The 23,082-nt window shown below is 48.3% G+C and carries 18 protein-coding genes; 5 read left to right on the top strand and 13 right to left on the bottom strand.

The window, feature by feature from the left end; genetic code table 11:
• Together ACYVGO_RS30235 and ACYVGO_RS30230 are read left to right on the top strand one after the other, a co-directional pair.
• Positions 1–3,679, top strand: a 3,679-nt coding sequence (locus ACYVGO_RS30235) for a PAS domain S-box protein (protein WP_460972507.1), incomplete at its 5' end; no start/stop codon positions are given.
• Between the two features lie 582 nt (positions 3,680–4,261).
• Entirely contained in the window at positions 4,262–6,352 is a 2,091-nt protein-coding gene (locus ACYVGO_RS30230) for a reprolysin-like metallopeptidase (protein WP_460972506.1), read from the top strand.
• Between the two features lie 91 nt (positions 6,353–6,443).
• Here ACYVGO_RS30230 and ACYVGO_RS30225 read toward each other — a convergent pair whose 3' ends face one another.
• The 3 genes from ACYVGO_RS30225 to namA all read right to left on the bottom strand — a co-directional run bounded on the left by ACYVGO_RS30225 (position 6,444) and on the right by namA (position 9,274).
• Positions 6,444–7,004: a collagen-like protein gene (locus ACYVGO_RS30225; protein WP_460972505.1), complete on the bottom strand. Its 561-nt coding sequence runs from the start codon at positions 7,002–7,004 to the stop codon at positions 6,444–6,446.
• A 237-nt stretch (positions 7,005–7,241) separates the two neighbouring features.
• Positions 7,242–8,099 carry a KPN_02809 family neutral zinc metallopeptidase gene (ypfJ, locus tag ACYVGO_RS30220; RefSeq protein ID WP_142774748.1) on the bottom strand — a complete coding sequence of 286 codons (858 nt, stop codon included), beginning with the start codon at positions 8,097–8,099 and terminating at the stop codon, positions 7,242–7,244.
• Positions 8,100–8,203: 104 nt separating this feature from the next.
• Positions 8,204–9,274, bottom strand: a complete 1,071-nt coding sequence (gene namA, locus ACYVGO_RS30215) for an NADPH dehydrogenase NamA (RefSeq protein WP_460972504.1) — start codon at positions 9,272–9,274, stop codon at positions 8,204–8,206.
• A gap of 173 nt (positions 9,275–9,447) precedes the next feature.
• Here namA and ACYVGO_RS30210 point away from each other — a divergent pair, with 173 nt between their 5' ends.
• Complete coding sequence (locus ACYVGO_RS30210; protein ID WP_246859240.1) at positions 9,448–9,630, top strand: DUF6582 domain-containing protein; 183 nt, start codon at positions 9,448–9,450, stop codon at positions 9,628–9,630.
• A 37-nt stretch (positions 9,631–9,667) separates the two neighbouring features.
• Complete coding sequence (locus ACYVGO_RS30205) at positions 9,668–9,736, top strand: hypothetical protein (protein WP_371732054.1); 69 nt, start codon at positions 9,668–9,670, stop codon at positions 9,734–9,736.
• A gap of 132 nt (positions 9,737–9,868) precedes the next feature.
• Here the strand turns inward: ACYVGO_RS30205 and ACYVGO_RS30200 are convergent, their stop codons facing one another.
• The 8 genes from ACYVGO_RS30200 to ACYVGO_RS30165 all read right to left on the bottom strand — a co-directional run bounded on the left by ACYVGO_RS30200 (position 9,869) and on the right by ACYVGO_RS30165 (position 20,071).
• Positions 9,869–10,153, bottom strand: a complete 285-nt coding sequence (locus ACYVGO_RS30200; RefSeq protein ID WP_142774750.1) for a hypothetical protein — start codon at positions 10,151–10,153, stop codon at positions 9,869–9,871.
• Positions 10,154–10,269: 116 nt separating this feature from the next.
• Entirely contained in the window at positions 10,270–11,301 is a 1,032-nt protein-coding gene (locus ACYVGO_RS30195; RefSeq protein ID WP_460972503.1) for an SDR family NAD(P)-dependent oxidoreductase, read from the bottom strand.
• Positions 11,302–11,385: 84 nt separating this feature from the next.
• On the bottom strand, positions 11,386–11,982 hold the full coding sequence (locus tag ACYVGO_RS30190; RefSeq protein WP_460972502.1) for a chemotaxis protein CheB: 597 nt from the start codon (positions 11,980–11,982) through the stop codon (positions 11,386–11,388).
• Positions 11,964–12,773 (bottom strand): CheR family methyltransferase, encoded by an 810-nt coding sequence (locus tag ACYVGO_RS30185; RefSeq protein ID WP_460972501.1) that lies wholly within the window; start codon positions 12,771–12,773, stop codon positions 11,964–11,966. Before ACYVGO_RS30185 ends, ACYVGO_RS30190 begins: the two co-directional genes overlap by 19 nt.
• Before the next feature lie 109 nt (positions 12,774–12,882).
• On the bottom strand, positions 12,883–13,248 hold the full coding sequence (locus ACYVGO_RS30180) for a response regulator (protein ID WP_460972500.1): 366 nt from the start codon (positions 13,246–13,248) through the stop codon (positions 12,883–12,885).
• Between the two features lie 88 nt (positions 13,249–13,336).
• On the bottom strand, positions 13,337–16,951 hold the full coding sequence (locus ACYVGO_RS30175; protein ID WP_460972499.1) for a response regulator: 3,615 nt from the start codon (positions 16,949–16,951) through the stop codon (positions 13,337–13,339).
• A gap of 20 nt (positions 16,952–16,971) precedes the next feature.
• Positions 16,972–18,564: a hybrid sensor histidine kinase/response regulator gene (locus ACYVGO_RS30170; protein ID WP_460972498.1), complete on the bottom strand. Its 1,593-nt coding sequence runs from the start codon at positions 18,562–18,564 to the stop codon at positions 16,972–16,974.
• Positions 18,565–18,994: 430 nt separating this feature from the next.
• A complete protein-coding gene (locus ACYVGO_RS30165; protein WP_460972497.1) occupies positions 18,995–20,071 on the bottom strand; it encodes a winged helix DNA-binding domain-containing protein in 1,077 nt (358 codons plus the stop codon).
• 178 nt (positions 20,072–20,249) lie between these two features.
• On the opposite strand from ACYVGO_RS30165, the gene ACYVGO_RS30160 reads away from it, so the two are divergent.
• Positions 20,250–21,017, top strand: a complete 768-nt coding sequence (locus ACYVGO_RS30160) for a cupin domain-containing protein (RefSeq protein WP_460972496.1) — start codon at positions 20,250–20,252, stop codon at positions 21,015–21,017.
• A 146-nt stretch (positions 21,018–21,163) separates the two neighbouring features.
• On the opposite strand, the gene ACYVGO_RS30155 is transcribed toward ACYVGO_RS30160, so the two are convergent.
• Both ACYVGO_RS30155 and ACYVGO_RS30150 read right to left on the bottom strand, forming a co-directional pair.
• Positions 21,164–22,111, bottom strand: a complete 948-nt coding sequence (locus ACYVGO_RS30155; protein ID WP_460972495.1) for an SMP-30/gluconolactonase/LRE family protein — start codon at positions 22,109–22,111, stop codon at positions 21,164–21,166.
• A gap of 176 nt (positions 22,112–22,287) precedes the next feature.
• A complete protein-coding gene (locus tag ACYVGO_RS30150; protein WP_460972494.1) occupies positions 22,288–23,076 on the bottom strand; it encodes an alpha/beta hydrolase in 789 nt (262 codons plus the stop codon).
• Between the last annotated feature and the right edge of the window lie 6 nt (positions 23,077–23,082).

The raw sequence follows: 23,082 nt of genomic DNA, 5'->3' as shown, positions 1-23,082 counted from the left end.
AACCAAAGATGAATTAGTGGCCGAAATTCAACGACTACACCACGAACGCGACGGACTCACCTTGTCTGACGCTCAGCCTATATTCAACGTTCGCCAAACCGTTGACCAACTCAATTTAGTTGGTCTCACTATTGAGCGCGACGGAACCCTTAGCTATGCCAATCCGTATACGTACCGCGTTACAGCCTGGCAACCCGAGGATATTATCGGCAAAAACTTTTTCGAAATCTTCATTCCTCCTACCGACCGTGCCCGACTCGAAATCGAATTCGAAGACGCTTTAGTGAAAGGAGGATTTCCCGAACAAAAAGAAATTACCCTCCTTGCCCGCTCGGGTGCTTTGCGCAATGTGCAACTCAACTCTGTTATTATCAATGGCGATGATGGCCATGTGTCGTCGTTTACCGTTATTGGCGAAGACGTAACAAACAAACGTCGGGTTGCTTCTGCCCTATCCAATACCAACGCGCAGCTTCAGGATTTGGTCGATAACACGTCCGATCTGATTCAGTTACTAACGCTCGATGGCAAATTTATCTTCGTGAACCGTGCCTGGCGCGAAGCGCTTGGATATAGCTCCGAAGAGATTTCGGCACTGAACCTGCGGGATGTTCTTCACCCCGATTATGCCACCAGCACACTCGGTCTGCTCAGACGCATTCAGGAAGGCGATAAACTCCCTTATGTTGAAACCGTTTTTCGGAGTAAAACCGGCAAAACCCTGTTTCTATCCGGCAGCGTCAACTGCCGGTTCGATAACGGTCGTCCTACGGCCTTCCGCTGTATTCTGCACGATACAACAGGCAAAATCCGGGCCGAAAAATCGCAAAAGCTCTATTACAGTATTGCCAACTGGACAATTAATACGCCCAACCTTGGCGAACTATATCATAAAATTCATGAAGAACTAGGCAACATTATCGACGCACGTAATTTCTTCATTGCGCTCTATGACTCCACCAAAACGTTTTTATCCTTCCCGTACTATGTTGATGAGTACTTCGGGAGTAATATGCGATTTACTAAACGGAAATTAGGGAATGGCATTATTGAATACACCATTCTGGCCAACAAGCCTTTATTTCTGTACGAGCGGGACATTCGTCAACTGGAAGAGCATCATAACATTGATCTGTATGGGCAACGCCAGCCGCAGGTAATGCTAACGGCCCCCCTTCGAATTGGCGACGAGATTACGGGGATCATCGGCGTAAAATCGTACGACGATGCGCAGACCTATGGACCCCGCGATCTGGAGTTGCTGGAGTTTATTTCGGGACAGGTGGCGCTGGCCATTGCCCGAAAGCAGTCGGAGGCACGCCTGGATAAGCAGAACGCCCGGCTGAACGCCATTTTCGACAGTAGTACGTATTTGATCTGGTCGGTGAATAAAGCGCTGCAACTCACCTCGTTCAACAAAAACTACGCCCGTCTGATTGAATATCAAGTCCATGAAACACCAGCCATCAAGGCCAGCGCGCCCGAACTTGGCTGGCGCATGATTGGTGATGACAATCGACAACGGCTCGAAGAACATTACCGGAAAGCTTTCCGGGGGCATGCTCAGAATTTTGAACTCCATTTTATGACCCAAAGCGGTGAAACGTATTATGAGTTTCACCTCAACCCAATTTTACTGGCGGGTGGTGTTATTGACGAAGTATCGGGGATTGCCCGGAACATCACCAACCGCCGACGGGCTGAAATTGCCACCCGGCAGAGTGAAGAAAAATTCCGGGGTATCTTCGAAAATCTACAGGACATTTATGCCCGGGTAGATCGAAAAGGGCGCGTTACGATGATAAGCCCATCCATCTTTAAACGAATGGGGTACACGCCGGACGAAGTGCTGGGCCAGGAGATAACCAAGTTCTTTATCGACGAAAATGCGATTCGGCATGCCATGTTCAAACTGGGCCGAAATCGGAGCCTACGTAATTTCGAAGCGAGTATGCGTCGGAAAGATGGCAGCGAACGCCAGTACATGTTTAACATGCTGATGTTGAACGATGAACCGGGCAGTAACTCGGTAGTAGCTGTACTAGCCCGCGATATCACCGAGCTGAAAAAACAATCGGCCGAGTTGGTAAAAGCAAAAGACGAAGCCGAACGGTCATTGAAAGTAAAAGAGCAGTTTCTGGCCAACATGAGTCACGAAATCCGAACGCCCATGAACGGGGTTATCGGCATGATTGATCTGCTGAACGATACGCAGTTGGACGAGGAACAGCGCAGCTATGTAAGAACCGTTAAACGCTCGTCGGAAACGCTGCTGAACATTTTGAACGACATTCTGGACCTCTCCAAAATTGAGGCCGGGAAGATGGTTCTTCACGAGTCGCCGGTAGCGTTTAAGGAGATTTTTGAGAAACTGATTGCGCTCTTTGGTCAGCAGGCCAATTCTAAAAACAATGATCTAACGTATCATCTTGGGCCAGACCTGCCCACGTTTGTCATTGCCGACCAGACCCGGTTACTGCAAATTCTGTCGAATCTAACCAGCAATGCCATCAAATTCACTGAGCACGGTTCCATCCGGGTTGAGGCTTCGCTGATTAGCAAGCGGGGTAAATTCAACCGGATTCGGGTGGCGGTCAAGGATTCAGGGATCGGTATTTCTCCCCAGAATATTAACCTGCTGTTCAACTCGTTCAGTCAGGTAGATACGTCCTCCCGGAAATCATTCGGTGGTACGGGACTTGGGCTGGCCATTTCGAAAGAACTGGCTCACCTGATGAAAGGTGAAGTGGGCGTGGAATCAACGGTTGGCATGGGTAGCACCTTCTGGTTCACGATTGAACTGAAAGAAACCGCCATAAGCCCAACGCAACAGGCGACCGAAGTGGCCGAGATTGCCCTGGCCAACTTCTTCAGCACCTACCATCCGAATGTATTATTGGTCGATGATAATGCGGTGAACCGCAAAGTAGCGAGCGAAATCCTTCGAAAGTCAGGCTGCATTGTCACTACCGCCGACAGTGGCCCGGCCGCTATTCGGGAAGTAGAATCCAGAGAAGCAGGCGCTACTACCGGCGAATACGCGGGGTTTGATGTCATTTTTATGGACATACAGATGCCGGATATGGACGGTGTTGAAGCCACTCGCCGACTGCGCGAACAGTTTGGCAAACGCCTACCGACCATTGTAGCCATGACGGCCTATTCGATGAAGGAAGATCGGGAACGCTTCATCAGTCAGGGTCTGGACGACTATATTGCCAAGCCAATCCGTGCGCAGAGTCTGGTTGCCAAGGTCAAAGAGCTGACGGATGCAAACCGTGCCAAACATGCTCCTGAGCTTCCGGTGGCACCCGTAGCCAAACCCATCATGAAGGTTGCCGAACCCGCTTTGCCCATTATTGACGAAGAGATTGTTGGGCAACTTCGCGACATAGGCGGACAGGATCTGGTAGACAGCATCATGGAAGAGTTCGTGACAGAAGCCAGTGACCTGGTCAATGGCTCACTATCGGCTTACTCGTTGGGTGATATTCCAACCGTTAAGAGCCATCTGCATACCTTGAAAGGCAGTGCTGGTACCATCGGAGTATCCCGCGTAGCTGATATTGCGCGTACCGCCGAAGGTAAATTGAAACTCAACGATACCAGTGGGTTGGCCGAAGCATTACAGGCACTCGAGCAGGCATTCGAGGAGTTTTTGGCGGAGTGGAAGAAGTAAGTACGTACAGACGACTTTTATATACCCGGCAATGGAAAATACCAGTCCATTGCCGGGTATTTTAGTTAGTCATCCGCCAAACTCGCGTAGGCTTGGACATCGAATTCCTGAGCAATCCGTCACTCGGTTGAGAGCCTCCAGAATAACGTGATTAACCCTCCATAGTGGCCAATTTGCGCATGGCATGAATCTTGTATACCTGCATCAACCAAGGAGTTCTCAATCATTTATAGGAGCGATTTTTCCCCGGATTCGTTTCATCATCTCCCAAAACAGTCAGTAGATTACCAGTAGTTACCCGAATTTGACCGGTGAGTATATACTTGGCTTTAAAATTGCCATTCACTAGGTTACTTATTTATAATCACTGGACAGAGAAGTTGAACAAACCAGGCTATTGAGGCCTTTGTCCATACTTTCCTGAATACCTCACTAATCAGTTAAGGTATCGCGTGCTCAATTGGCTATACTAAAAAGAGTCATACGATCACATTTGGCACTATGAGTTACTGATCTATGGGCCTACTGATTCGTGTTATAAACAAGCATCTGTGACATCGACTTTACTTAACCAACTCCTACATGCAGCCAAGGTTTTACCTAAGCAAGATTGCCTTTTCTATCATGTTCGTCATGGGGACTTTCATTGTCAAAGCCCAGCAAACCTATTTTACATCAGCCCCAACAGGTCGGATGAAAATGGATGTTTCCATGACCAGAAACATAAAAAAGCTATCGTTTTATTTACTCAAAGAAGATCAATTACGAAGCTATTTAGCCAAAGCACCCCTTGAATTCAGAAATAATGGCACGCCACTACCCCTGGAGGTCCCGTTACCAAACGGTATGCTGGAAACATTTGCGATGCAGGAGTCGCCAATACTTTCCGAAACAGTAGCTGCCAAACATCCCGAGATCAAAACGTATACAGGTAAGGGTAAAACCAACTCAAGCTATATTATTCGAATAAGCTTCACAGCCTTAGGCTTTAATGCTATAATGTTAGGCCCAAACCACGATGCAGTTTATTACGATAAAGTATCGAAAGACAAATCGGATCCTTTATACCGGGTTTATTTCGCCAGTGATGCCGAAAAACAACCATTGACAAAAACGTTTGGGCAATCCAGTAAATGTGGAAGCCCAGACGCAAAAAATCGCCTGAAATTCCCGGATAAAGATACCAAAGGAGCCCGAAAAAGTGCGGCTGGTTCGGGCGATATGCTTCGCACGTTCCGGTTAGCCGTAGCTGCCGATGCTGAGTTTACGAATCAGGTTGCTTATGGCGGAAACGGGGTTTCGGGGGGAAATGTCAATCTCGCATTTGCCGGTTTGGTTGGTTATGTTAACCGGATCAATGCCATCTATAGGACAGAGCTGAGTGTTGCCTTTACCCTGGTTAGTGATGTAAACCTGGTGTATGCCAACACTGCCACTGACCCCTACTCGAATGATGATCAGATTACAATGCTGGATGAAAACCAAGCCAATCTGAACGCCGTGATTGGAAACGCCAATTATGATGTAGGTCATGTGTTGGGGTATACAGGTGGATCTGGCGGAGGTATTGCCAGCAGTCCATCGGTATGCGACGACCCATACAAAGGGCAAGGCGTATCCGGCGTAGGCGACGGTTCGTACGCCCCCGTTTTTGACGATCAGTTAATCGCACATGAAATGGGGCATCAGTTTGGCATGAGCCACAGCTACAATAGCAATGTACCTGTTTGCACAACTCGTACGCCCGAAACGTCCGTTGAGCCTGGTTCTGGCACAACCATCATGAGTTATGGATTTACCTGTAGTGATGCCACCGGAAATGATGATTATGAAGCTACGTATCAACCATTTTTGAATTTCCATACGATCAATTACGATCAGGCCCAGGCGTACATCAGTACATTAACCTGTTTCACCGCTACAGCAACGAATAACTCGATTCCGGTCATTTCGTTACTTCCTGCCAATACAACCATTCCCAAATCCACCCCATTCGCCTTGACCGGTACGGCTACCGATTCGGATGCGGGCAATGTGCTGAGTTACTCCTGGGAAGGAACCAATACGGGCCTGATTAATCCTGATGTAACAACACTAGCCAATACGGCTCAGCCTCCTTTTTTCAGGAGCTATGAGCCGGTAGCTTCCGGAACTCGCTCATTCCCTCGCTTAACCAGCATCTTAGATGGCACGAATTCGGCAAAAGGAGATAAACTTCCATCGGTAGGTATTACCACAACTCACCGACTCACGGTACGCGACAATGCCGGTGGTGTTACGTATGGTGACGTAACGGTAACGATTGCCGACAATTCTGGGCCGTTTTTAGAAACGACCAATTTAGCGGGATCTTACCCCGGCAATTCAACAAGGACGATCACCTGGGATGTAGCCAATACAACAGCGGCCCCGGTTAGTTGTACGAGCGTAGCTATTTTATTGTCGACCGATGGTGGGTTAACCTTTCCGACCACGCTGGTTGCCAACACGCCCAATGATGGCAGTGAAACCATTACGCTTCCGGCGGTTCTGACCAGTGCTGCCCGCATCAAAGTGCAGAGCAGCAACAACATTTTCTTCGACATTTCAAATACCGACTTTTCCATTGTGGCTCCTCAGGCGGTGATCTGCCAGTGTCCACCCATAACCGTCACGGTAATCTCAGCAAAGTAGAAACCAGTCGATGTCACGTTAGCGAAGGTTGGAAAAGAGCTCTTTTCCAACCTTCTTTTTATGGGTTAGGAAATGGTATCTGGAAACCTGATTAATCAGGAATATTGAAGGCTTTTTTAACGGCAGTATAATCGCTGTAGTCAATGGCTGCTTTACGCCCGCCCACAGCCACAGCACCGGGTATAATCACATATCGGAATTGCTGCGTACCCAGTGCATAGGAAGCTTTCAGTTCAACGCGTCCTACATAAATACGTTGGTGAACTGTGTATGTAGTACTGCCAATGGTCTCGGCATAGGGTAGGCTGAGAACTCGCCCACCTTCACTCCAGTACACCCGGATATCGGCTTTGTCCAGTACTTCCTGAGTAATGGGCGTAGCTGTTATGTTACCAGTATAGCTACTCCCGCTTCCCGTAAACGTAGTACTAATCCAGGGCGAGTACTGCACATTAGCGGTTCCGGTAGCTCCGGTAGCACCTGTAGCCCCCGTTGGACCAGCCGGCCCGGCAGCACCTGGGGCTCCTGGTGCTCCGGTTGCCCCCGTATCACCTTTAGGACCAGGATCACCCGCTTTGGGCTGACAGCGTTGAAAACTAAATGCAGCAAAAAACAAAACAGAAGCAACGGCAAATACATGTAAACGTTTCATGGTGCGAGTTGATTAGTAGTTTAACATTCTCTTGACTAGGCGAATGTCTAAACCATTTTATCAACCCACTAAAAAACAACCTCAAATCACGTAGTAATACGTTCACTATCAGGACAAAGACTCATTCAACTACTACCGTTAACTCAATATCCATTCATAAGTACAGCTATTGTAACTGTGTCAACGCACAAAAAAACCGGAGCTGGCTGGCTCCGGTCTTTGGGCTGGGAAGCAACCCTACTGCAAGTTTGCGTCTTCACGGCTGTTGAAGGTATCGCCCTGGTTGATATCACCTGTTTTGAGTCCTTTCTTGAACCAGTACACGCGTTGGGCAGAACTGCCATGTGTAAACGCATCGGGTACAACGCGCCCCTGGGTCTGCTCCTGAATCTTATCGTCGCCAATGGCATTGGCCGCCGTCAGAGCAGCCTCGACGTCATTTTCGTCAAGCGCAATACTTTGTCCCTGGGCATGATGCGCCCATACGCCCGCAAAAAAATCGGCCTGTAGCTCCAGGCGAACCGATACTTTATTGTAGTCACGTTCGCTCAATCGCTGGCGCAACTGGTCTGTTTTGTCCATAATACCCAGTTGCTTCTGCACATGGTGCCCAATTTCGTGCGCCACTACATAGGCCATGGCAAAGTCGCCGGGAGCCTGGAAACGCTGAGCGAGTTCATCATAGAACGACAAATCAATATATACCTTCTGATCTTCAGGGCAGTAGAACGGACCCATTGCCTGCTGCGCCGTTCCGCAACCCGACGACGTTGCTCCCCGAAACATCACCAAAACTGGTTTCCGATACTGGGCACCCTGTTCTGAAAATAATTTCGTCCAGACATCTTCCGTACTGGCCAGCACTTTTTTCGTAAAGTGAGCTGCATCATCGTCGGCCTGTGGGCCAGACGGGGCTTGTGAAGTTGCCTGATCAGGTGAACTCTGGTTCAGAATATCTGACGGATTGCCACCCAGCAACATAACAATAATGGCTATCACGACGGAGCCAATTCCACCGCCAACGAGTAGTCCTCCCCCACCGCTTCCCCGGCGGTCATCTACATTATCGCTTTCTCGTCCTCCTAACCAACGCATAAATTTTCCTGGTTAATAAATGGTGATTATAAAAATGGTTCTTTACTTCCTGCTGGCAAGATTACTGTTTCTAGCGCTAAAATGTTTAGTTCTACCGCAATTATTCATCGGGGCCGGGCTCGTTCGTACTGGACTGGCCAGCTGATGGCATTGTCCATTGCCTGAGCGGCATGAAGTGGGAAATACGGGTCTCGCAAAAACTCGCGGGCCAGCAGTACCAGATCAGCCTGGCCCGAGGCCAGAATTGTATCGGCCTGTTTGGGCGATGTAATCAACCCCACCGCAGCTGTCATGATACCCGTTTCCTGTTTAATACGCTCTGAAAACGGAACCTGATAGCCGGGTTTGACCGGAATTTTAGCCGTTGCCACATTACCCCCTGTTGAACAATCCACAACATCAACCCCTTTCGTTTTAAGAATACCCGCCAACTGAACTGAGTCGTCGATTGTCCAGCCGCCCTCGGTCCAGTCGGTAGCCGAGATTCGCACAAAAAGTGGTAGTTCGTGTGGCCATACGGTTTGGACGCGCTCGATCACCTCCAGTAACAGCCGAATCCGATTATCGAAAGAACCTCCATACTCGTCCGTTCGATGGTTACTCAAGGGCGACAGGAACTGATGGAGTAAATAGCCGTGGGCGGCATGGATTTCGGCAACCTGAAAACCTGCGGTAAGTGCCCGTTGAGCCGCCGTCTGAAAATCCGCCAGCACCTTGTCAAGGCCTTCGATTGTCAAGGCCAGTGGGGCATGTTCGGTTCCCTGAAACGGAATAGTGCTGGGGGCTACGGTTTGCCAGCCCCGCTCTTCGGTTGGGGAGATCATGTTGCCACCTTCCCAGGGTCGACGGTGGCTTGCTTTACGACCAGCGTGGGCTAGCTGAATACCCGCCACGGCACCGTTCTGTTTGATAAATTTGGTAATGCGTTTCAAACCGTCGATGTGATCCTCTTTCCAAATGCCTAAGTCATCGGGAGATATTCGACCTTCGGGAGAAATGGCGGTTGCTTCGGTAAAAATAAGGCCTGCGCCCCCAACCGCCCGGCTACCGAGATGCACAAGATGCCAGTCGTTGGAGAAACCATCCTCGCTGGAATACTGGCACATAGGCGAGACAACAATACGATTTTTAAGCTGAATGCTCCGGATGGATAACGGAGAAAAAAGTGCTGACATAGGGCTAAGTAAATGGATAATGTAGAATGAACAATGGACAACGCAGGATGGGTAAACGTCCTGATTAATAGCATGTTAACATTATTCATTAGCCATTATTCATTGTCCATTAATTTGTAAACATTCAATTCCTGATTATCGTTGATTAAATCTACTCAAACAACTCAACGACCATGGCAAATGACCCTAAAATTGATCGGCGCGATGACCGCAACGGCGGACCAGTCACACCAACCGAAGGAGAACACAAGTACGGCGACGTTGAATTCGCCGATCGAACCAACAAAAAATACCCGATCGATACACCCGAGCACGTTCGGGCTGCGTGGAGCTACCGCGCGGGCGGCCCCGATTAACCATAAGGACAACGCAGCTAAATATGATTCTGATGAAGTGACTACCATTAAAGAGCGCATCAAAAAAGCTGCCAAGAAGCACGATGTAGCTATTGAGGACGCGTAGATTGTAGTGCCGACCGTCCCGGTCGGGCGAGAAACACTCATATACACACACCCGACCGTCCCGGTCGGCATTACAACAAAACGCCCGGCTTAAAAGTCGGGCGTTTTGTTTATGCAGTACGGTAAGTCAGGCCTACAGCTTTTCTTTTACAACCTTAACGTCTTTCTTAGCGCGGTCTTTTACTAATTCGCCTTCCATTTTCACACGCTCCTTCCGATGTTCTTTGAGTGCGGCTTTATCGCCCGTCATTTTAGCGGTTTCCCGTGCGGCTTTGTTAGCTTTCAGAGCGGCCTTATCGCCTGCTACTTCCGCTTTCGCTTCCACAACATCCGCTTTTTTCTTCAGTTTACTATCCTGGGCCTGAGCCATGCTCAACGAGAACGCAAGCGCTGCAACAACAACAAGTACTTTTTTCATAACATTTTTGGGCAAGCCCGTTAGTGAGTGATTTATTCGTACGACCATCAGAATGACCGAAGCACGATATATACTTAACACGAACTAAGTAATCTTGTTTAAAATCCGGTCGGAGCTCAACGTCGAATTTCATTGTTTTGCTGAGCGGCCTGGTCAGTGAGGGTCGTCAGTACCGATTCTGACAAAGCAGTTTCACTGTTTTTTCCCAGGGCACGTTGTTCACCTATGCCACCAGGACCAGGTAACATTCGGGCCACTAGCGTCATTACTTCCGCGACCAGATTCGGCGCAACCCCCTGAACGGATATCCCCACTTTAGCAGGAAGTGTAATAACTCGTTCGGCTTCTCCATACCGGCAGGCATCAATAATTTCACGGGCCGCTTCGGTTGAGTTTATTGTTAGTAACGGTATTGAGTCACTGATTTTAAACGCGGCATATTCTTTCTCGTTCTGGCCTTTGAAGAGGGCATTTCGCGGGCTACCCGTTCGCATCAGGCCTGGGCAGATGGTCGTTACATACACGCCGTCTTTTTGCACTTCGGTACGGAGCCCCTCAGAGTAACCCACCAGTGCGAACTTGCTGGTTGAGTACGTCAATAGGTGCGGTACCGCTATTTTGCCTCCCAATGAAGCAATATTGACAATACGACCTTGTTTGCGTAGCCGCATCTGAGGTAGTACTGCATTGATCATGTGGTAAGCTGCCCAGAAGTTCGTATCCATCGACTCCCGAAAATCAGCCTCGGTCGTATTTTCATAGGGCGATACCAGAATAATTCCGGCATTGTTGATCAGCACATCAACCGGGCCAAGTGCTTGCCGAGCGTTTTCGACAAAGTCCTCAAGTTGGGTCTTATCGGTAAGGTTGCAGGTTTGCGTATAAACAGCTACACCGTAGCTAAGCAATTCCGTCCGGGCTTTGTTGAGTTCGTCCTGGTCACGGGCACACAGGGCAAGGTTTGCGCCTTCTTTCGCCAGCAACCGGGCCAGTTCAAGTCCCAGTCCGCGTGAACCGCCCGTAATAAGTACGGTTTTACGCTGGAAATCCAGTTTGCGTCTCTGAGCCAAACCAGCCTTGAGTGCCACCCAGGCACCCATACCCGCTAATCCCCACAGAATAGCCTTTGTTTGAATTGAAACAGTCATATGCAGCAGTCATATCGTTGAACTCACATAACTGCTGATTAACTGAAAGGTTATCTGCCTCGAATTTAGGTTCTACTGAGAAGATCACTGGTGTGGTACCTGATTCAGCGCGTTGACAAATGAAATGAGTCCCTCAATGTCAAGCACATAATCAACAGGAGCACTCAGGATGGCCTGTTGCGGCATGAAGGCCACCTGGGCCGTTTCGGGTTGTTGAACCACACTCATACCCCCTGCTCGTTTAATAGCATTCAGCCCGTTGGTGCCGTCGGCATTAGCACCTGATAATAAGATGCCCACCAGAGAAGGGCCATAAACATCGGCAGCCGACTCAAACGTGACGTCAATTGAAGGGCGACTATAGTTCACCTTTTCAGAGTCGTCCAGGGAGAAGGTGCCATCCTGTTCGATCAGTAAATGGTAGTCGGCGGGGGCCAGGTAAATTGCGCCCGGCTCAATAACATCTTTATCATCTACCTCTTTAAGCGGAAGGCTGGTTTTAAGCGAAAAGAGATTCGCCAATGTAGAATCAGCGGTATTTTTTCGGTGAAGAATAATAATCAGGGCAAACGACAAACTGGGCTTTAGGGCCGGTAGCAGTTTCAGCAAAACGTCGATACTACCCGTAGACCCACCAATGAGCACCACGTTACAGGTCGACATTAGTTTACTTTCCGCCATATCTTTTCGTTCTCAACTTGCTTGAATTTAGGCTGTATGCTGGAAAACTTCAGGGTTTCTTTAGCGCCGAGTGCCAGGTAGCTAAGAGGCCCCAGACTTTCGTTGAACAGCGTTAAGACGCGTTCCTGTAAGGCTTTGTCGAAATAAATCAGCACGTTACGGCATAGAATCAGATCAAACTCATTGAATGAGCGATCTGATACTAAGTTATGGGTAGAGAAGACCATTTTCTCAGCCAGCTCTTCTTTGAATTTAACGTGGCCATATTGCGCCGTGTAGTAGGTTGAAAAATCCTTTTTGCCGCCCGAGAGAATATAGTTTTCGGAATACTGTTTCATGGGTGCCAACGCAAAAATACCTTTTCGGGCCGCTTCCAGTACTTCCGAGTTGAGGTCTGTGGCGTACAGTAGCGATTTGTGCAGCAGATTGGCTTCTTTAAGCAGAATAGCCATGGAAAACACCTCCTCTCCCGTTGAACAACCCGCATGCCAGATTCGGATAAACGGCTTGGCAGCCAATGTACTGAGCACCTCTGTTCGGAGGGTTTTATAGAAGATCGGGTCACGGAACATCTCCGTTACATTCACCGTCAGTTCTTCAATAAATCGCTTCAGGTAATCCGTATCCGACCGTATCCGGTAACGCATCTCGGCAAAACTCGGGAACTTATCTAAGGACCAGAGCCGGTTAATCCGACGCTTCAACGACGCTCTGGCGTAATGGGTAAAGTCGTACCCATGCACCTCAAGCAAATCATTCAGCAATAGATCAACCTCTTTTTCATCAATCATAACTAATTAATTGATAGATGATTTCATACAATCTAACGTCGATTTCTTACTTAAGCGAAGTTAAACTGAGCTATATTTTTTATGTGGCCCCAGCGGGTCATACATTTCCTTAAACGCCGGATAGCAGTTGTAACAGGCGGTCTACATCAATAGGTTTTGCAATGTAATCCGTTGCTCCGGCCCGCAAACACTTTTCCCGATCACCAACCATGGCCTGTGCTGTAACCGAAAAAATAGGCGTGTCTTTTCGGTTTTCCAGGTTTTTGATGCGCGGAATCGCTTCGTATCCGTCCATATCAGGCATCATCATGTCAATCAGGATCGCGTCGATTACCGCATCGGTTCTAAGTATGTCCAGGGCATCCCGAGCGTTCAGGCAAGACAGACACTCAAACGACTTGGCCTTCAGCGTAGCCGTCAGCGCAAAAATGTTCCTTGAATCATCATCGATTATCAAGACTCGTTTTTTAGGCATAGTGTTGGAATGTTTGGTTTGAGGTTTGTCGTTTGAGGTCTGAGGTTCCTCCGGTAGCAGTCAACATCAAACGTCAGACGTCAAACTGTTACGATCGATCATACAACCAGACGCGCAGTAAGGACACAAGCTGGTCAATATCAACGGGTTTAGTAATATAATCGGATGCGCCCGCCTGAATGCACTTTTCCCGGTCGCCGGTCATGGCCTTGGCTGTAACGGCAATAACGGGCAGGTGCTTCCACTTGTAATGCTCCCGAATTTTCCGGGCCGTTTCGTACCCGTCCATCTGAGGCATCATCATATCCAGCAATACGATATCAACGGCCGGATTTTCATCTAGCTTTTGTAAGGCTTCTTTTCCATCCAAAGCGGCAACAACGGTCATGTTATATTGCTCCAGTGCCTTTGAGAGGGAGAAAATATTCCGTACATCATCATCGGCAACCAGCACCGTTTTATTGGTAAGCACCTGACTTAGTCCCCGCATCTGCTTCGACCCACCGTTGCTGCTACTCTGCTGTTTGTTCTCCTCCACCAAATGCAAAAAGAGCGACACCTCATCGAGCATTCGCTGATACGAATGAGCCGTCTTGACAATAATCGAGTCGGCGTATTTTTTGATCTTCAGTTCCTCGGCCATCGACAAACTTTTGCCCGTAAAAATGATGATAGGCAGGTTTTCCAGTCCGGGGTTTTTCTTGGCTTCTTCAAGCGTTTCGTAGGCTTTATGATCTGGAATACCCATGTCCAGAATCACGCAATCTACTTCTTTTCGTTTCAGGGCATTAACCCCCTCCGCAATGTTACTTTTCAGTTCCGACGTAATGTTGAACGTTTCCAGAAAGTAAGCCAACGCTTTGGCATGCTTGGGGTTATCTTCAATGATCAGGACTTTTTTATGATTCCGATCCAGGACATACTCCAGCTTTTTGAATACATCCTGCATTTGCTCAAACGCCATTGGCTTATCCACGAAGTCGATGGCCCCTTTCAGCAAGCTTTCATTCTTGAGTTTGTGCGACGACATGATGTGCACGGGAATTGGCCGGGTTCGAGGGTCCGCTTTCAGGGCGTCCATCACCTCCCATCCACTCATGATGGGCAACTGAATATCCAGCAGAATACCAATTGGTTTATAGATAGCGGCCAGTTTCAGCCCTTCATCACCCCGCACCGATACAACGCCTTTATAGCCCTTTTTGCGGGCATAGTCCAGCAACGATTTCGCAAAATTCGAGTCGTCTTCAATAATCAGGATGGTTTTGTCTCCTTCCGCAATTGTGTTTCGATCATCGGGGATGTCGGCCGGAATGGTGGCGCTGATGTATTTATCAGGAATCCTGGTTTCAACGGGTACTGGCAGCTCCAGGGTTGCTGGCTTTATCGTTTTTTCGGCGGGTGTTTCTATATCGGCCCCAGATACGGGCAGGAGTACCGTAAATTCGCTTCCCTCGTTTACTTGGCTCTTGAGCTGAATTTCTCCACCTAACAGTTTAGCCAGTTCACGGCTAATGGATAAGCCTAAGCCTGTTCCGCCATATTTACGTTTGGTTGAGCCATCCGCCTGCTGGAACGCTTCGAATACAAGCGGCTGTTTTTGAACAGGTATGCCAATACCCGTATCCTTGACCACAAAACAGAGTGTTTGTTCGCTGCTTCGGTTTTGTGCTTTGTTTTTCTGGATCGTTAAGGTGACACTCCCAGTTGATGTGAACTTGATGGCGTTTGACAGTAAATTCTTAAGAATCTGCCCCAACCGCATTTTATCCGTTTCAATAATCTTCGGCACATCAGGCTCAACGAGAATGGAAAAGTCCAACCCTTTCTCTTTAGCCAGCAGGCCAAACAGAGACTGCAACTCATCGGTCACTTCAGGAATAGCCACCTGCTGATAATCCAGTTTCATCTGTCCGGCTTCAATCTTGGACAGATCGAGAATTTCGTCAATGAGACCAAGCAGCCCGTTACCCGACGACTGAATCACCTTGGCGTATTCGACCTGGTCATCGTTCAGGTTCTCCTCCGTATTTTCGGCCAGCAATCGGCTCAATAACAGAATGGAGTTGAGCGGGGTCCGAAGTTCGTGCGACATGTTGGCCAGGAACTCCGATTTATACCGGGTTGCCAGTTCCAGCTCATCGGCCTTTTTCTGGATCTCATTGGTTTTCTCTTCCAGCAGAAGGCCTCGTTCTTCGAGTTCTGTATTGGTTTGCTGGAGTTCCTCCTGCTGTACCCGCAGTTCTTCTTCCGAGGCCTGGAGCTTCTGCGCCTGCATCTCCAGCTCTGCATTCAGATTTTCCAGTTCATTGTGCTGGGCCTGTAGTTCCTCCGACTGCGCCTGCGTTTCTTCCAGAAAATTTTGCAGCTTACTATAATCCAGAGCAGCATTAACCCCAATGGCTATTGCTTCCAGATTACGTTCGATAAAGTTGATGGCTAACGGATCAGGTTTGCGCAGGAAACCCAGTTCAAGGGCACCAACGCAGGTATCGGCATACACCAGTGGGGCAATTACTAAAGAGGTCGGATGTGTATCGCCCAGGGAAGACGAAATCCGGCTATAATCCTGAGGTACATCTTCGACAATAATTGTTTTTTTACGTTCAATCACCTGTCCAAGCAGCCCTTCGCCGGTTCTGACCATGGTGGACACTTCTCGGGTAGCATAACTACCGGCCAGCTTAAAACTCGCGTCGCTATCAACCAGGTAAACCGTTCCCAGTGGTGCGTTCACATAGTTGGCGATGGTATCGATTAACTGGGTGCCCAACTTTTTCAAATCTTTCTCACCCCGGATTGAATCGCTCAGCGCGACCGAACCAGCCTGTAGCCAGTTTTTATCGTTTAAGTCTTTGAATGTCTGCTCGAGTGAGGACGCCATCTGGTTCAGCGCCTTCGATATACGACCTAGCTCATCGTCCCGTTCGTCTGTGCTTCGTACGGAATAGTCACCTCCCGCAATTTCCTGGGTGATGTCTTCCATGACGGCAATCCGGCCAGCCGTTTCAATGTATTTCTCCTCGTCCAGCTTCTGCCGGGCAATCCGGTCATCCAGGTCCTTTTTGATTCGAAAGTACGTAAAGGCCGTAATCAACATGGAGACTATGGCGGCAATGACAAGCAGGAAGGGTGTATAGGTGATATAAATCTGTTGCTGTTCTGTCCGGGATTTAAGTAAGTTTTCTTCCTCAGCTTTCATCTTGCTGATAATGATCCGAAGGTTATCCATGACGAGCTTACCCTTCAGCATTTCTCGATGCCGCTCAATGGTATCGCGAAGGAATCCCCTATTTCGCCTGACCAGACCAATAACCCGCTGCATCTGCGCAAATTTGGCGTCGTAAAGTTCTTTTGCCTCGGCGAGGTTCTTTTGTTGATCTGGATTATCAATGGTTAATTGACTGAGTCGGTCATAGCTGCCCTGTACTTTTCCAAAACTGCCGTTGTAGGGTTGCAGAAAGAGGGGATCGAGCGTAACCAAATAACCGCGCTGGCCCGTTTCGGCATCTTTCATGAACGAGATAATGTTCTCCGCTTCAATAAGTACCTGATTGGTATGATTAACCAGTTTGGAATTGCTGATCAATTTCTGGATGCTGTAAAATGACGCAACAAGGCTAATCAACAATAAAAGGGTTGATATCGTAAAGACGATTTGTAATTGGCGGATAACCGAATTCGACGTTGAATATTTGGGCATGAGTGTGTGGCAGGGGTAGCTTAAATAGGTTCGTTAACAACCAGTTGACTGGCTTGTTGTACGGGTAAAACGAGAATAAACCGAGTACCTTCATCAACGCGACTCTGAGCCCAGATTAGGCCGTGGTGCTTATCAACATTCTTTTTAGCAATTGCCAGGCCAATTCCGGTACCTTCGTAGGTAGTTCGATTATGCAGACGCTGGAAAATTACGAATATGCGATCCAGAAACTTTTCGTCAAATCCAATCCCATTGTCCTGCACTATAATCCGGCAATACGCACCTTCTGACGACGGACTACCCTCAACATCTTTCGTATCAATTAGCTCGGCACTAATCTGAATGACAGGAGGTACACCATCCTTGTAAAATTTGAGTGCATTGCTAATCAGATTTTGAAAAATTTGCCGCATCCGGCTCGGCATTGTTTCAATAACGGGCAGTTTATCAATCGTAATCGTAGCCTTTGTTCTACTAATCGCTTCGTCAAAATCCAGTAGCAGTTCGTCCAATAAGACATTCAGGTCAGTGGGTTGGAACGACTCGGGATTCGAGAGCCGGGAATAGGCCAGTAAATCATTGATCAGTGACGACATCCGGGCCGACGATCGGATGGATCGGTCGAGGTAGGCAACGGCTTCCTCATTGTCTTTGAGGTACTTTTGTTTTATCGTATCGTTGAGCAGTTGAATCTTTCGGAGGGGCTCTTTTAAATCGTGCGATACCACCCAGGTGAATTGCTGTAATTCATGGTTGGCCCGCTCCAGTTCTACGTTTTTTAGCAGGAGTTCATTGGTTCGTAACTCGACTTGCTGTTCCAGCAGTTCGGCAGCCAGTTTTTGCGGATGGATATCCGTAAAGGTTCCAATCCAGCGTGTTAATACATCCTGCTGCCGGATGGGGAGTATACGTAACAGATGATAGCGGTATTCACCTGTCAGTAAATCCTTCAGGCGCACCTCACGGGTAAACTCCATTCCCTGCTCCAGTGCCATTTCCCACTCATGACAAACGTCATCCTGCGGGTGAGTTTCGGGAAACGACTTTGAATTGGTAGAATAGCGATACCAATGTTGATTCACATATTCGATCTGGCCATCCGATGCCACCGTGAAGGCCATTTGGGGCAGCGAGGCCAGAACGGCCTGTAACTCCTGAAAACGGGCCGCTAATTCTTCCTGCGCCTGCTTTCGAACGTCAACTTCTTTCCGGAGTGAATCCTGCGTGGCTCGCAGTTCCTGTTGCTGCTCGTAAAGCCTGTGCAGTGTTTTCACTTTTAAGACCAGAATATCCGGATCAACAGGCTTGGTCAGGTAATCAACTCCGCCAGAGGTATAGCCCTGGGTAATGAATTTTTTTTCGGTATTGACTGCCGATAGGAATATAATGGATGTATCGCGGGCTTTGCTGAATCCAGAAATAGCATTGGCTACTTCAAAGCCATCCATACCTGGCATTTGTACATCAAGAATGATAACTGCATAGTCCGTTTTAAGGATTTTCTTCAAGGCTTCTTCCCCAGATTCGGCAGTATCCACTGAAAATCGATGCAGTTCAAGAATCTTCTTTAGAGGAAGAATATTCTCCTGTCTGTCATCAACAATTAGAATCATGTCAGGCTGTTAATTAGAACGTTGAATAAAAAGTCAGGGGACTCTTGAAGAGCGAGTTACAGCAAAATATATATACCATATTTTACTTTTTATCACCTTAACGCTCCCAAAACTTACCCAGGACACAAAATAAACTGATAGTTAGCCCTATTCCCTGATTATGGAGCAAGTAAATAAGCAACTAATCAATTAAAGAAACATAAAATTAGTGAGTTGAGTGGATATTCCCCAGTTCTATAGCACTTGGCTAAAAATAGAACCCTGTACTTAACTAAGGCGAATATAGTCTTACAGTCCTGATTATGAAGAATTTCACGGAGCCTAATCGACCAGGCGGGGCATGACTCACGAAGGGGAAGTATTACTTACTGGCACTGGTTTACGTTGTGCCCTCACAGTAACTATGAGGGCAGGAATTTTCAGTTACTTACTAAAACCCCAGAAAGGCACGGTATTGGCTACCTGCGACTGAAACAGCCTGAAGCTCCTCCTCCGACAGCGGGAAGAATAAACTCGTTTCAATAGAAACGGTATCTTTTTTCAGGGTTCGTTTCCAGGTGCCTGCTACCTGTCCGTCAACGACTACGACTGGACTAAATATACCATTCCCGGCGCTTACAATCTGGCTAAACTCCAGGGTTCCTAACGCGGCCGACCGGTCTTTATACGCCACCAGGTACTCATCAAATGAAGGCAACAGATGAACCAGTGGGGAGAGGTTCTGCAAAGAAGAAGTAGCCGACGCCATCCAGTACGTCTGCCCATGTATTGTTTCAGATACGAGTGCCGCTTTTGCCAGTTGCAGGCCTTCTTTAGCTTCTGTACTTGTCAGCCCCGACCACCACACAAAATCCGACAGCGTAGCCGGGCCGTGGCTCGTGAAATAGCGCCTAGTGAGTGTAGCTACTGCTTCATCACGTTCCAGCGCCTTCGTGCCGGGTGCCCATTCGTCCAGTAGGGTGAATGTAAACTCTTTTTCCCGTCGGTTACCGAAACAGATGAGCCCATCGAAAGCGGCATTACCTAACAAAAAATTCAGGCGTAAGTCGTGGGTGAGAATACCCGCCCGGTCGAGTGCCAGTTTCAATTCGGGGCGGGTTAGTTGCTGGCCACCTGCTAACGCCAGCGCTATAACCTCCTTGCTTTTCTCCAGCACATTATCGTCCAGATTGAGTTTACGATAGTGAGTTCCACAAATTAAGCGGAGCCGGTGTCTTACCAATGCCAATACCCAGCGAATATCCTCAGCGGCTACGAAGTGTAATGTACCCCGTAAAGCCCAGGTACGAATGATCGATTTGTCGGCAATGGCCTGCTCAATGGCAGCATCGGTTACCCTGGGTAGCCGAAGGCCAACAGCCCACTTGGCTGCGGCATAATCCTGAGCCTGCATAGCGCCAAACCAGCCCACCACATCGGATGGCCTGGTAAACAGGGGCTGAACCAGCTGCTGATGAATAAGTCGATTCTCGACGAGTATGGGGTCCGACATAAGTAGCCATTTCATAAAAACCGCCTATACGGTTTGTCGTACAAAGTAATGTATCACCCCTGACAGCTCTATGTCAGCAGCAAATTCCCGTTCGTAAATTTCCGCAAATTCAGTGCACGCTCTTCCTTTTCAACGGCCCAGGAGTAGTCATTTCGGCCAGTTGTCTTATGATACCAAATTTTCCCATTTTGTCATGGTGTCCCGCGCTACGTTCTTTGTTCTTTTCAGCCTGAGTGCTCAACTGGCATTCGGCCAGTCGATTGATTCCAAAACGTATGTGTGGGCCGACGCACCGGTAACCAAAAAAGAGGTTTCTGAACAGAGAACGATTCTGGAAGGCACCACCACCGACTTTCGCCATTTGAAGGTGCATGCAACTACGCTCATGCCTCATCGGGCTCCGCACCCGGCCCATAAACACGACGACGAAGAGTTGATCATTATTAAAGAAGGCAAGCTTACGGTAACCATCGAGGGAAAAACAAAAACACTAGGTGCCGGAAGCGTGGCCTTACTGATGCCGGGCGATGAGCACGGCTTTGAAAATAAGGAAGATACGCCGGCCACCTACTATGTAATGCGGTATGAATCCAAAGAACCTACAGACCTGGACCGAGGCAGAAAAGCAGGTGGCTCGTTTTGGATAGACTGGAACGAGGTACCATTTCAGCCACACGATAAAGGAGGAATTCGGCGGATGTTCGACCGGGCTACGGCCATGACGAAACGGTTTGAAATGCATGTGACCACCCTTAACCAAGGCTTGTGGAGCCATCCACCTCACACGCACCGAGCGGCTGAATTCCTATTGATGGTTACCAATTCATCACAGGAAAGTATCAATGGGAAACTCTATTCCGCTACAGTAGGTGACCTGATTTTTCTGGAATCTAACGTACCACATGCGCTGCAAAATACGAGCCAGGGTAGTTGCATGTACTTTGCCTTTCAGTTTGAATAGCTCCTGTCTATACTACATCTAATCCAGCGTGAATAATAGCCGCATAGCGGTTTGATGTTTGTAGCAAAAGGACCTTTTGCTACAAACATATCGTACCTACGGTACTTAACAACTTGATAATCAAAGAAAACAACCCACTATTCACGTTAATTCAGCGGTAGCACAAGAATGGTCGGTTTTGCTGCTGAAAAGTTAGGAACGGGTTTGCCGGCATCATCAAAAGCCTCCCACTGGCTATTGGCGATGTAGTATAACTGCTTACCTACTACAACACCCAGGGTAGGCTCAGTACTGAGTGGATGATCTACGTCCAAGGGCTCTACCCGCTCGATTGCTGATGTCGTTTTGTCCAGATAAACCCGGATGACCTTGTAGGGTTTCTTCCGATTTTGAATGGCAATCAGGCTATTCTGGTAATAATAGAGCCCATCGATTCCACTCAGATCGGCTGTTTGCGCGCAGGAAAGGCAGGTTACTCGTTTTGTTGATAAAGTAACGGATAACAGTCCGCGCCGGTAATCGGCGACATACAGAGTTTTCTCATCGTCGGATAAGGCTAATCCCTGTAGGGAACGGAACAAGGTATCAGTCAGAAAAGGAGTTACAGCTTTTGCGCCGACGTCAAGGCGATAAATCCAGGGGGAGCGGCTATCGGTGGCATACACCGTTCCACTTCTTGATACCGTTAAATCGCCTAACAAGTGAGGCTTTCCATCATCGGGCACTGGGTAATTGTGCAGTAGTTGCCTGGTTTTCAGATCGTAGGCAACGAGTGCGGTATGTCCATCGCTGGTAGCCGTAATGCCTTTGGCTTGTGCTAGCGCCGAGCTACAGCCCCATAGTAAGCGCCTTGCCGGATCTACTTTCAAGCCGAACATCCCCCACAAGCTATCGACAGGTTGCGAGAAATCGGTAGCGCCTTTTTTAACCGAATAGCTGATTAGTTTCCGCTCGTGAACACTGCTAATGTAGAAGGTTTCGGTCTGCGAATCGTAGGCAATTCCTTCCGTAATCAGACCTGTTTCTGGTAACTGAAAGGCAACTTTACTCCGATGGGCATTGGCGTCTGAAGGTTGACTCTGCGCGTAGTTCATAGACGAAAAACCTACTTGCAAAGCGGCAAATACCAGGCAATAAGAAGTAGGAAAACGTGCTGTAAATGCAGCGAATCTTGAGCGTAGGAACGTGTTCATAGGAAGGCGTCATCTCGACAGTTCAGTAAAGATGACGCATTTTTCCACAAAGGCTAGCACCGTTTTATTCGTATAGCTTACGCATGTTTATCCAGCCAGTCCAGAATATAATCGGCATCTTCTTTCCAGGTAGGTTGCCCTAGCACAAAGTGATTACGGCCTTCGAACTCTTTGTATTCCAGAACGGAACCATTGGATTTATAAGCCTCAAAATTCCGATGGTTGAGGTGAGCGGGTATGATGTTATCAAGACTGCCCGATGTAAGCAGCAGTGGAGCGTGTGGTTTGTCAAAATCCACATGAGCAGCGCTGGTTAATCCCCCTCTGGCCACTTTTTTCGACTCTGGAATTGTGTTAGCCTCATAAGCTGCTTTTTGCTCGGCCAAAGGCATGTCGTTAACGAAGGCATACTGCCAGTCTTCGAATGACATCAGGTAAGTTTCTTCAAGGTCAGTAAACAGGCCAAGTGCTTTCCAGCCCGCTTTTAAAAATGAGAACTCATAGGGAAATACACCTTGTGGTGGCACCGAGTGAATGGCAACGCCAGCCGCAGCCAGATCCCGATTCACGATGATCTGGGTAACGAGTCCACCTAATGAATGTCCGATCACGATTGGCTTTTCGGGAAACGATTTCACAATGTTCGCATAATGATCAACCAGCTCAGCCAATGATAAATTGGCCAAATCGGTATCGTTCGGCTGTCTGGCCCGTAACTCAGCGGCAGTACCATCCTTAAACGGCCAGGCGGGGGCTACTGTCGTATATCCTTTGCTTTCAAAATACGCTTTCCACTCATCCCAGCCACTATTACTAACAAAGGCTCCTGTAACAAACACCACATTTTTTGTTTTACTCGTTTTCATGATTAC

The sequence above is a fragment of the Spirosoma migulaei genome (assembly GCF_054776855.1).
This window is presented reverse-complemented; position numbering and strand designations above follow the sequence as displayed.

Bases quoted from the DNA above. Each gene is read 5' to 3' on its own strand.
- ACYVGO_RS30230 (WP_460972506.1), top strand. From the start codon at position 4,262: ATGCAGCCAAGGTTTTACCTAAGCAAGATTGCCTTTTCTATCATGTTC.
- ACYVGO_RS30225 (WP_460972505.1), bottom strand. From the start codon at position 7,004: ATGAAACGTTTACATGTATTTGCCGTTGCTTCTGTTTTGTTTTTTGCT.
- ypfJ (WP_142774748.1), bottom strand. From the start codon at position 8,099: ATGCGTTGGTTAGGAGGACGAGAAAGCGATAATGTAGATGACCGCCGG.
- namA (WP_460972504.1), bottom strand. From the start codon at position 9,274: ATGTCAGCACTTTTTTCTCCGTTATCCATCCGGAGCATTCAGCTTAAA.
- ACYVGO_RS30210 (WP_246859240.1), top strand. From the start codon at position 9,448: ATGGCAAATGACCCTAAAATTGATCGGCGCGATGACCGCAACGGCGGA.
- ACYVGO_RS30200 (WP_142774750.1), bottom strand. From the start codon at position 10,153: ATGAAAAAAGTACTTGTTGTTGTTGCAGCGCTTGCGTTCTCGTTGAGC.
- ACYVGO_RS30195 (WP_460972503.1), bottom strand. From the start codon at position 11,301: ATGACTGTTTCAATTCAAACAAAGGCTATTCTGTGGGGATTAGCGGGT.
- ACYVGO_RS30190 (WP_460972502.1), bottom strand. From the start codon at position 11,982: ATGGCGGAAAGTAAACTAATGTCGACCTGTAACGTGGTGCTCATTGGT.
- ACYVGO_RS30185 (WP_460972501.1), bottom strand. From the start codon at position 12,773: ATGATTGATGAAAAAGAGGTTGATCTATTGCTGAATGATTTGCTTGAG.
- ACYVGO_RS30180 (WP_460972500.1), bottom strand. From the start codon at position 13,248: ATGCCTAAAAAACGAGTCTTGATAATCGATGATGATTCAAGGAACATT.
- ACYVGO_RS30175 (WP_460972499.1), bottom strand. From the start codon at position 16,951: ATGCCCAAATATTCAACGTCGAATTCGGTTATCCGCCAATTACAAATC.
- ACYVGO_RS30170 (WP_460972498.1), bottom strand. From the start codon at position 18,564: ATGATTCTAATTGTTGATGACAGACAGGAGAATATTCTTCCTCTAAAG.
- ACYVGO_RS30165 (WP_460972497.1), bottom strand. From the start codon at position 20,071: ATGAAATGGCTACTTATGTCGGACCCCATACTCGTCGAGAATCGACTT.
- ACYVGO_RS30160 (WP_460972496.1), top strand. From the start codon at position 20,250: ATGGTGTCCCGCGCTACGTTCTTTGTTCTTTTCAGCCTGAGTGCTCAA.
- ACYVGO_RS30155 (WP_460972495.1), bottom strand. From the start codon at position 22,111: ATGAACTACGCGCAGAGTCAACCTTCAGACGCCAATGCCCATCGGAGT.
- ACYVGO_RS30150 (WP_460972494.1), bottom strand. From the start codon at position 23,076: ATGAAAACGAGTAAAACAAAAAATGTGGTGTTTGTTACAGGAGCCTTT.